Annotated in this window: 8 protein-coding genes; 4 read left to right on the top strand and 4 right to left on the bottom strand. The window is 38.2% G+C overall.

Annotation, left to right across the window (positions count from 1 at the left end):
- The first annotated feature begins 75 nt into the window (after positions 1 to 75).
- The 3 genes from greA to RMB03_RS03260 all read left to right on the top strand — a co-directional run bounded on the left by greA (position 76) and on the right by RMB03_RS03260 (position 1820).
- On the top strand, positions 76 to 552 hold the full coding sequence (gene greA, locus RMB03_RS03250; protein ID WP_003650066.1) for a transcription elongation factor GreA: 477 nt from the start codon (positions 76 to 78) through the stop codon (positions 550 to 552).
- A gap of 74 nt (positions 553 to 626) precedes the next feature.
- Complete coding sequence (locus tag RMB03_RS03255) at positions 627 to 1259, top strand: CatB-related O-acetyltransferase (protein WP_311073842.1); 633 nt, start codon at positions 627 to 629, stop codon at positions 1257 to 1259.
- A gap of 123 nt (positions 1260 to 1382) precedes the next feature.
- Positions 1383 to 1820 carry a universal stress protein gene (locus RMB03_RS03260; RefSeq protein WP_311073844.1) on the top strand — a complete coding sequence of 146 codons (438 nt, stop codon included), beginning with the start codon at positions 1383 to 1385 and terminating at the stop codon, positions 1818 to 1820.
- A gap of 74 nt (positions 1821 to 1894) precedes the next feature.
- Here RMB03_RS03260 and RMB03_RS03265 read toward each other — a convergent pair whose 3' ends face one another.
- Positions 1895 to 2224 carry an MGMT family protein gene (locus RMB03_RS03265; protein ID WP_311073857.1) on the bottom strand — a complete coding sequence of 110 codons (330 nt, stop codon included), beginning with the start codon at positions 2222 to 2224 and terminating at the stop codon, positions 1895 to 1897.
- An 81-nt stretch (positions 2225 to 2305) separates the two neighbouring features.
- Here RMB03_RS03265 and RMB03_RS03270 point away from each other — a divergent pair, with 81 nt between their 5' ends.
- A complete protein-coding gene (locus RMB03_RS03270) occupies positions 2306 to 3025 on the top strand; it encodes a metalloprotease (protein ID WP_311073847.1) in 720 nt (239 codons plus the stop codon).
- A gap of 6 nt (positions 3026 to 3031) precedes the next feature.
- Here RMB03_RS03270 and RMB03_RS03275 read toward each other — a convergent pair whose 3' ends face one another.
- The 3 genes from RMB03_RS03275 to RMB03_RS03285 all read right to left on the bottom strand — a co-directional run.
- Complete coding sequence (locus tag RMB03_RS03275; protein ID WP_311073849.1) at positions 3032 to 4762, bottom strand: CapA family protein; 1731 nt, start codon at positions 4760 to 4762, stop codon at positions 3032 to 3034.
- Positions 4759 to 6414 (bottom strand): poly alpha-glucosyltransferase, encoded by a 1656-nt coding sequence (locus RMB03_RS03280; protein WP_311073851.1) that lies wholly within the window; start codon positions 6412 to 6414, stop codon positions 4759 to 4761. Before RMB03_RS03280 ends, RMB03_RS03275 begins: the two co-directional genes overlap by 4 nt.
- A gap of 144 nt (positions 6415 to 6558) precedes the next feature.
- Positions 6559 to 10586 (bottom strand): type I secretion C-terminal target domain-containing protein (locus RMB03_RS03285; RefSeq protein WP_311073854.1); only part of this gene is annotated, 4028 nt, incomplete at its 5' end.

Genomic DNA, 10586 nt, shown 5'->3' on the forward strand with positions numbered 1-10586 from the left:
AAGTCCCGTCACCTTATCGGTGGCGGGATTTTTTCATTTTTTTAACTGTGTTTTCTCAACTTAAGAGGGACCAAAATGCAACGTTATCCAATGACCCCTGAAGGTAAAATTGCCTTAGAGAAAGAATTACAACATTTAAAATCTGTTGAACGCCCACGTATTATCCAAGCGATTGCTGAAGCGCGTGAACATGGCGATTTAAAAGAAAACGCAGAATACCACGCTGCTCGTGAACAGCAAGGTTTCTGTGAAGGCCGTATTCAGGATATCGAAGGTAAACTCGGTGCAGTTCAAGAAATTGATGTCAAAACACTTGAGCAAAATGGTCGTGTTGTATTTGGTGTGACTGTCACCATTGAAAATCTTGATACTGAAGAACGTAAGACTTATAAAATTGTAGGCGATGACGAAGCAGATTTTAAAATTAATAAAATTTCTGTGAACTCACCAATCGCACGTGGTCTTTTGAGTAAGAGTGAAGGCGATGAAGTAAAAATCGTGACTCCTCAAGGCGAAGTCGAATATGAAATCGTAAGTGTAGAATATCTCTAAGATAATACACAACTAGCCCCTCTTTATGAGGGGTTTTTATTTAATACCATTGATATATTTTTGGGAAATCACAAATGGATACTTCTTTAATTAACACCCCAGTTCGTCATTGGTGTGAATTTGAGTTTATTTCCAAAACTGTTAAAAACCCGAATATCCATATTAAAGGTCATTATTCATATTATTCAGCCTATTGGGACCAAGGTTTTGAACGTTGTGTTGTACGTTATTTACATGATAAAGCCTCGACACCGGACAAACCAATTGACCAACTTTATATAGGTAATTTTGTTTGCTTTGGCGCTGAATGCGTCATCATGATGGGTGGCAACCAACTTCATAGAACAGACTGGATTTCGACTTTTCCTTTTGATACCCGTAGTTTTGTAGCAGCTGGTGACACAGTTATTGCTGATGGGTGTTGGATTGGCAGTCGCGCAATGATTATGCAAGGTGTCAAACTTGGTGAAGGTGCAGTCGTTGCAACTGGAGCTGTAGTAACTAAAGATGTTCCACCCTATGCAATTGTAGGTGGCGTGCCTGCGAAAATTATTAAATATCGCTTTCCTCAAGAACAAATCGATAAACTGCTTGCTTTAAAACTGTATGATTTAGATGAAAAGCAGATTCTGAAAATACGTGAATATTTGCAAACTGATGATATAGATGCTTTATCTACACATATAGAAAATTTGCGAAATCTATAAAAGTTTATCTAGAAAAATTTATTATTATAAAGTCACAAATGATTACGTGCTTGAATTTAAATCGTCAAAAAATAAGTATAAAGTATTGAATAAATAAGCATCATTACAATAAGGAAAACACTCATGTTATATCAACATATTCTTGTACCAATTGACGGTTCTGAAACTTCTATGATTGCCATGAAAGAGGCGATCAAACTGGGAAAAGCGCTAAACAGCAAAATTACGGTTGTACAAGTTATGGCACTTGACCCGTTTATTGCAGACGTCTATGTAAAAACTGGTCAAACTAATGAGTTGATTGAACGCACACGAACTTATTTACTCGACATTTTAGAAAAAGCAAAACAAAAATTTGCCGAAGAAGGCATTACGGTTGAAACTAAACTGCTTGAAGGTTTTGTAGTGCATGAAGAAATTATTGAGGCTGCTCAAGAGTTAAATGCAGATTTGATCGTAATGGGTTCTCATGGCCGTACAGGAGTACGAAAACTGGTGCTGGGTAGCGTTGCACAAAAAGTCTTAGGCGAAAGTCATATTCCTGTTTTAATTGTTCGATAACTTCCATATTGCCTATCTTGTTGATTTTAATAATTTAGGCAATTATTTTTAAATAACTAGCCTTTTTAGTGCTTTTAAGGCTGCCAAGCAAATTTCTTTAAGTTTACTTTGCCATTTAACAAATAGACGCCTTCAGCTTCGAGCTTTAACTGTTGAACATTTTCACCCTTTTCATTAAATTTACTTAGGCTAATTTTGCCTTGAGAGTTAATAACGCGATACCATGGTACTTGATGATCTGCTTCAAGATGCTTAAGGACATAGCCAACTAATCTCGCATGTTTAGGTAAACCTGCCATACGAGCGACTTGCCCATAAGTTGCAACTTTTCCGTAAGGAATCAAAGCAATGACTTCTAAAATCTGCCGATGTAGTTCATACTGAGTTGTCAAAATGGACTCCATAAAAATTGACATTCTTCATATCATATAAAAAAATTTGACTAAAATTAAATGTAATCCAAGGTAGGTTTGAGGGAGATCTGCATGAAAAAAGCCATACTGGTAGTGACTGGGACTTTACTATGTGTTTCTTGTACTACTCGCCCCCCTATTCTTCCTTCAAGAGAAGTACCTAAAGTATCTATAGATGGCCGCCCTATTGTTCCAGTCACTTTCGTTTTTACCACTAATTCTCCGGAAGCTGTAAAGTTTGATAATTATCAACAAATGCGGAAAGAAATTAAAATATTAAATAAATATTATGTAGATGATAAAAACAATAAAATCTTTAAGTTCAAATTAAACCGTTATATCCCATATGAACAGTTCATTCAGTTACGATGTGACCTTAAGCAGCAAATTAATCAGCCCTACCCTATTTCCCTCGAAACGATTCCAGCAAGCATAAAGACCTGTTTTCCAAAACGCGCAGCAAGTAAAGAAGTCATTATTTTTATTTACGATGCATACTCACCTAAATGGAAATTTGAAGACGTTACCAGCAGAGCTTTTCGCAACAATGGCGAACCCTTTATTTTATTAGACTGGAATCGTTTAAATTATAATATTCAGGCAGGAAGCGTTCATGAAATGGGGCATGCATTTGGTCTAAAACATGTTTGCGCACCGAATGCTACAAAACGGACTCCAACGAATATTATGGCGAGTGCTGAATGTAAACGTGGTAGTGGTGGATTAAGGAATTTAGGTTTTACACCTGTACAACTTCAAACAATTTTATCGAATTATCAAAGTTATCCTTAACATATTTTAAAAACCAAGCTCTACATAAAAACCTAATTTATCTTGAGCCAAACTATAATTTTCTTGGGCCAGTAATGAAGTCATATAACAGCTGGCCTTTGAAAAATCTTCCTCATTGACCGGATATGGCTGCCAAAATGTTTTCAAATTATTGGTATAGATCGGATATAAACGAAGGCGATCTTTTGACAAATCTAGCCGTGCTATACATCCATATGGTAGAGCATTGTGCTCTGCATACTCACCGTTACTATTAAAAACTGCATTGCCAATACCAAATACTACAGGCTTTTGATGAATGAATTGAATGGGTTGAACAGTGTGCGCACCATGTCCAATCACAAGATCGGCCCCAGCTTGGGTTAAAATATTGGCGAGTTTAGTTTGTTCTTTTGTAATAGGTTTAAAATCAACGCCCCAATGACAAATAACAATGACTTTATGGTGAGGATGAGCTAACTTATAACGGCTTATTTGTTCAATTAAAACTCCATTTAGACAAGCCACTCCACTCTTGTGCGCTAAAGCGTAAAAATCATAATCTAAATAGGCTGTATCTCTATGCCAATAGCCATTAAAAATAGCGTAGTGCTTGTTATTAAAAGTGATTTCAAAGTAGCTATGAGCATCTTTTTGGTTTAATCCTGCACCGATATAAGAAATTTTGGCCTGATCAAGTTGTTGTAATGTATAAGCTAATCCGCGATCGCCATGATCTTTTTGATGGTTATTGGCCAACACAACATGGTTAAGGTGAATATTCTTAAATTCTGCTAATGTTTTTTCAGCCTCAGCTTTAAGAATAAATGGCTTTTTCCGCGCTAATGGTGACTGATCTTCTAAAGAAAATACTGCTTCAAAGTTAGCAATATTTAAGTCATTTTCACCTAAAAAGGCTTTTATTTTTTCGAATGAATAGCTGTATCCATATTGTTGTAGAGCATCTTTTTGCCCCTTAGACTTACGCTTTTCTGTATAGATCTCCCCAAAATAAGTATCTCCCAAAATGTTGATCATGCCACTTTGAGTAGAGCAAACTTTAGGTTTTACGTTCTGCTCTTGAAAGCAGTGATAGTAAGGAACCAAATGTTCAATTCGATGAATATCATCTAAAAATGAAAAGAAACCGATGGTCTGGTTTTCTTGGAAAAACGTGAGATAAATTTTTCTAAATGAGTTAGATAGATATAAGACCGTTACGACTGATTGAGCCATTAATGGCGCCTGGGGATGATAGGCTTTACCCTTAAAATTTAGCTCCTTTACAAAGAACAGATTACTAATTTCAGCTGGATAGGTATAAATATTTTTGACTAATAAAAACAAATGTTTTAGCTGATTTCGTTTACCTTCTTTTTTAAAATTTAAGTGATAGATATCAGCTCTTTCGGACAAAATTAAATGTGCTTTTTCACTTGTACCGTAAAGCATATTGCTTAAAGCATTTTTTACATCTGCTGCTTGAGTAAAAGTTAAGAACTGTAATAGCTCAATAAAGGTGTAATGTTCAGAGGGCTTTAGGCCTAGATTGTACTGACCTACTTGCTCAGATAGGTGTTCAGGCACAACATAGACATCTTGAGCTTGTATATTTCTTTGCTGAAATTGCTCTAATGCATAGTCGATGAGTAATAGCGTTGAGACATCATCGTCAAATTCGAATTGCCATAAAGCTTCATCAAAACTTGTAGTGCCGACATGTGCTAATAATTTGATCTCAACGGGTTGGTATTTCATGGCTCATCACCCTTGTAATCTTTTACATAGGCGATATAACCCGACAAGTTATGTTCTTGATCATCAATCCTTACTCGAAAACGATCATGTCGAATATAAAATGCATGCAAGATTTTATCTGGCCGTGCCATATACATGGCCATTTCCGGATAAAAAAATCCTGTAGTTTGAAAATCTGCTCTAAACTCAATTAGTTTTTGAAGCTCAGACATATAAGATTGCTCAAAAAGTGCTGTGCGTCCCTGCTCTTTTAAACGGCTCACCATTTTATAAGCAGCCATTAACATCTCTAACAAAGTTGCATATGTCGTTTTTCGATTTCGAATAAAAATAAAATGTTTTAAATAATTATTTAGACCAAAAATAAAATATTTATCTTCTGGGCATATTTTAGTGAGTTCATTGGTACAATAACTTAACCAATGATCATGATATTTTTCATATCTCTTTTCAATAAAACATTCAAACATTAATTTAACTGTTTCTAATAATCTAGAATCTTGGTTAATTTGGTATAAACGTAATAAAGCTAAAGCAGCTTCTCCATCATAATAAATAATCCTGAATTTTTCTTTTAAATCATAGTTAGGATAATTTAATACATGAGTCGTTGATCCATTTGAATCTACTAATTTCAAAATACCATTTGCGAGTTTCTCTGCATATTTTTGATAATCAGTTTTTTGGGTAATTTCTTGATATTTTGTCAGCATTAAAATAGCTGCCGCATTGGCACCCAGTTTAATTTCCAACTCACCTTCTTTACCATCAATCATAAAAGCAGTTTCTGGGTCTTTTTCTTTATAAAAATTGGTCAATGCATAGTGAATCGCGGCATGAATTTTAGGCCAATATTCAGGCTTATTTTGCACCTCAAATGTTTCTAGTAAGGCATACACCGAGGTACAGTGACGTACCGTATTGTAGTTACGAATGTCTCGATCATAGGCAGAAAAATAACCATAAATAAATTTGCCATTTTCTTGAATCTGGTCATGCAGGAATGCCGAATTTTGTTCAATTAACAGCTTAAAATGCTGTTTTTTATTATTTGAGATTGCCCTAATACCATTTACATCATAGCGACTCGCTAAATTAATGAATTGACCATTTTCATAAAATGCTCCGTAGGTATCAAAAGTCCAAATGTCTTGCAACTCTTGTAGTTTAATCTGTGGTTTTGTAGCGTTATATTTTTGCTTAATTGCATAATTCAGATTGGTTTCATCAAAGAAGTTCGGCTTGTCGTAGCTCAAGCCTCGAATAATTGCTTTTCCATAGATCTCTTGTTCAAGAAAAGCCACTGAACAGTGTTCATCAAAGCCAATGCCTTTACGGTAATGGTTGTTGTGAAATTGATGGTGGACCTGTTGTTCTACTTCTTTCCACACCTGTTGCATTAAATTATATGCGATATCGATTTTTATATAATCAGCGAGTGGTGCCTGTGCAAATTGGTCATTAATAAAAACTAATAATTGTTTTTTAGCCTGCTCTAAATTGGTTTTCTCACTGTGCCATACGCTACATCTTTGGTCTTTGGGGCCATAAGATAAAAATAAAATAATATCCTGTTTAAGACTCGGAACGTGCTGAACAACTTGTTCTAACCAAAGGTTAAGTTGTCTTTGGAAATTTAAAAATGCCGTCACTCGAATTCAGTCCCTAATTGTTTGTTGTTCTATAAAGCGCTAATCAAGCATCATATCATGCCCCTTCTAAAAGCAAAGTTAACGTATTGTTTAAACATAAAAAAAGAGCCCGAAGGCTCTTTTTTCTATAAGTCGATTTTCAGATTAGAAAATGATTTGACCATTGTTGATCAAGTCATTCAATGTGACTGGACCTGTGAGGTTAGTCAATTGAAGCAATGGTGTTTCAGTGTAAGTACCTTCGATGAGTACTCCACCATCACGGTCTACGCTGATTGTCGCAGTTTGAGTACCAGCATCGTAGCTTACTGACACATATTGACCGATTGTTAAGTTAGATTGAGAACCAATTAACAAGTTACTCAAGTCAATCTTATCAGCCTGATCATCAGTTGCAGTATTACCTACATGGAAGTCAGTCCATATATCTACACCACCACCTGTTGTGTTACCACCAGTTGCGTTAGTGACACTCGCAGCTGTTAATGTGTTGTAGATCAAGGTATCCGAGCCGTTACCAAGAGCAAATGTGTCATTTGCCGCGGTACTTACTGCAAGACTATTCAACTCTTGACTCAAGTTAATCGTCAATGAAGAAGTGTATTCACTACCATCAATCACCGAAACTAACTTGTAATCAACCACATCGATTGTCGCATTCGCAGCACTGTCTAATGGTTTGTAGAAGTAAGAGCCATCATTGTATAGATACAATGTGCCTTCACCTGTATTCACTCCTTGACCCGCAGCTAGCTCATATGTGCCAGTTGTTGAGTTCATTACATAGAGCTGAGTACCTTCTACGACATCATTAGTAAGTACGTTGCCAGTAATCCAGTCTGTTTGACCATCTGGTGTGTATTGGTCTAGATGCGTAGCAGTGGTATTCACTACAGTATCTAGAGTTACGTTACCAATTGATATCAAACTAGATAAGCTGAATTGTACTCGGTATAGGCCTTCTGACAGATGAGCTACTGAATCAGATAAAGCAGGTGCACCAAGTACGCCAGCTAAAGCAGTTTGAGAGCCAGAGTACACTGTATCTACCCAAGTTGTGCCACCATCTGTAGAACGTTGAATTACATAACCTACAGTTGGCAAGGCTGATAAACTTAAAGTAGCTGTATAAAGCATCTGTAGATTAACATCCGCTACAGTATTAGCAGCTACAGTAAAGTTATTTGACAACACAGTATTACTATTATCAAAAAGACTAATTGAAACATTCGGACTTGTAACATCCACAAGTGGGTCTACCACTGGTGCCATACTGATCGTTGCATCATCTGTATCAGCTGTTACAGCAGGTGTTGGAAGTGTAGCGTCTGCCGAAGGATCCGCTGTGTTCCAAGTTACATCAACATCTGGTGAACCAACTTGAACATGTAATGTAGCTGTATCAGTTCTACCAGTCACTGGGTCTGTGACGGTGTAAGTGAAGCTATCAACTTTACCTACATTCGCCATATTTGCAGTTGCCTGATAACTATAAGTACCATCTGCGCCAATAGTCAGAGTTCCGTATGCACCAACAATCGTTGCTGGGGTACCTGCTACAACCGCAGACGTATTACCATTTTCAGCTGTAACTGTAGTTACTACTGAAGTTGTCGTAATGTAGTCTGGTACATAGTTTGTACCGTAAACAGCAGAGTTATCATCAGCAAGTACGTTACCAATCACAGGATCAACAACCAGTACAGGAGGCTGAGTAATATCACCATGATTTAGTGTGATATCCGCAGTAACACTACCTAGAGCTGTTAGAAGTGTGTTGCTTTCCATGAACAATTCATAAGTACCGGCACTTAAGTTATCAATCTTGAATTGAACTTCCGAACCAAAGATACCTAACAAATCAATCACACCAGTATCAGAACTATCAGCAACCACAGTACGAGAGCCGTCTGGATTTACTCGAGTTAATACTACATGTAAACCATCAATCACCGTTGCAACCGAACCGAAGTTCACTGCAATAATGGCATCAGTAAGGTTACCTGGGTCAACTGTAAATGTCGCTGTACCTTCTCTAGAACCGATAACAATTCCACCTACACCGAGTAACCAGTTATAGCTGATCGCATTATCAAGTACCTCAGTTGTTACTGGATACACCATGTCTATTTCAGCCGAAGCAACGTTATCCATTGCATCTACTGGAAGCGGACTAGTAATTACAGCTGGTTGAGATGGATCTGCATCGTTCCAAGTCATATCTACACTGTCACTGTCAAGGCGGACATAAAGTGTTGCCTCAGAAGTGTTACCTGTTACAGGATCAAGCAAGGTGTAGGTAAATTGATCTACCTGACCAAGGTTTGCGCCATTTACAGTTGGTGTATATGTGTAGTTACCATCTTGATCGATCACCAAGGTACCGTAAGTACCAACAATTGTTGCACCAGTAGCTGGATCAACAGCAACACCGTTAACTTGAGAGATCACAGCACTGCTGCTTGCCGCATCAACTTCACCAGTGAGGCTTGCATCTTTGATGACATTACCAGAGATCGGTTCAACAGAGTAACCAGCCACGATGTATGGATTATAGACATCCATCGTACCAGTTAATGTTCCGCCTAAGCCTATGCCTAGCAAACCTTCATATCCGATGAATGCACGGTACTGACCAGCATCCAATCCTTCAAGCACCGCTGTTGGTGTACCGCCGATGAGTGATAGATCGATGAGAGAAGCTTCTGGATTAGTACCACCAATCGATACCCATTGTCCTGTTGCTTCATCAAACTTCTGAACAACAATCGCATAATCACTGAGTAAATCGGCAGTGATTATCGCATCGAATGTGAACGTTGCTGTACCTTCACGGTTTGGATCAACAGTAAATTCAATTGCATCGTTACCAAGCAATTGTAAGTCCAGACCAGCCAACGATACGGCTGCAAGGTAAGTTGAGCTACCAAGAGCAACATCATCTGCAACAAGTAATGGCTCTGGATTAATTTCTGCCGTTACTACATTGTCTACCGCTTTCACAGAGCTCAATTGAATATTGAGATTTGCTTGAGCCGTATCGCCAGTCACAGGATCAGTCAATGTATATACAAATTGATCTGTTTGACCTACACCTGCCGCACTTGCAGTAGGAGTATAAATGTATGAACCATCAAGGTTGATTTCCAATGTACCGTAAGCACCATTAATGATCGTGCCATCTGCTACAACAGGTTGACCGTTAACTGCACTTACAACTGTTGTTGGAGTCACAACGTCTACTTCACCAGCATCATTTATTTCTGTTATGACGTTACCATCAGCAACTTCAGTGTAGTAGCCGCCTACTTGTGTCGTGTCATAAACATCCATTGTGCCTGTTAAGGTACCAAGTAAACCGATGCCTAGAAGACCGTTATAAGTCATGAATGCACGGTATTGACCTTCTTCTAAACCATCAATCACTACACCAGGTGTTGAACCTAGTAAAGTAAGATCAAGAATATCCGCTTGGCCACCACCATAAATTGCAGTCCATTGACCTGTTGTTGTATCAAATTTTTGAACAACTAGAGAGTAGTCAGATAATGCATCCACTCCAATTAAAGCACTGTAAGTAAATGTCGCGTTACCTTCTTGTCCAGCAGCCACTGTAAAATCAATTGCTTCAGAACCAAGTTGTAAATCAAGTCCAGCAAGTGAAACCAAGGCTAGGTAAGTTTCGCTACCTAAAGAGGCATCATCTTGTACAAGCAATGGTTGAGGAGCAAGTACGGCTGTATCAAAGTTGTCAAAGGCAACGATAGAACCTGCAAGAGTATAAGTTTGCGTATCTTGCAGAGTACTGCTGTTTCCAGCAAGGTCTGTGAAAGTAGCTGTAGCATCAACAGTTAAATCTGTATCCGCTGCAAGGCCACTACCAGCTACATCAACGGTCCAAGTACCCGCTGCTGCATCTACTGTTGCAACGTAGTTCACTCCGTTTACAGTCACTACAACACCTGTTGTGGCCGCATCTGTAGGGATGTTCGTCAACGTACCCGTTAAGGTCACAGTTCCACCAGCTTCGGTGGCATCCAGGATGTTATCAGCAGTAACTGGGTCAATTGCTAACACTGTTGTAGTGATATCTGGTGGAGTAACATCAAGTGTTACTGTTACGTCTGCATCTGCAACATCCACGTTACCTTGCGCATCTACTGCCTCGGCAT

Origin of the sequence: Acinetobacter sp. V91_7 (genome assembly GCF_031799075.1) — a bacterium.
GTDB classification, from domain to species: Bacteria; Pseudomonadota; Gammaproteobacteria; order Pseudomonadales; family Moraxellaceae; genus Acinetobacter; species Acinetobacter calcoaceticus.

Coding starts and splice junctions, on each gene's coding strand:
- greA (WP_003650066.1), top strand. CDS start 76: ATGCAACGTTATCCAATGACCCCTGAAGGTAAAATTGCCTTAGAGAAA.
- RMB03_RS03255 (WP_311073842.1), top strand. CDS start 627: ATGGATACTTCTTTAATTAACACCCCAGTTCGTCATTGGTGTGAATTT.
- RMB03_RS03260 (WP_311073844.1), top strand. CDS start 1,383: ATGTTATATCAACATATTCTTGTACCAATTGACGGTTCTGAAACTTCT.
- RMB03_RS03265 (WP_311073857.1), bottom strand. CDS start 2,224: ATGGAGTCCATTTTGACAACTCAGTATGAACTACATCGGCAGATTTTA.
- RMB03_RS03270 (WP_311073847.1), top strand. CDS start 2,306: ATGAAAAAAGCCATACTGGTAGTGACTGGGACTTTACTATGTGTTTCT.
- RMB03_RS03275 (WP_311073849.1), bottom strand. CDS start 4,762: ATGAAATACCAACCCGTTGAGATCAAATTATTAGCACATGTCGGCACT.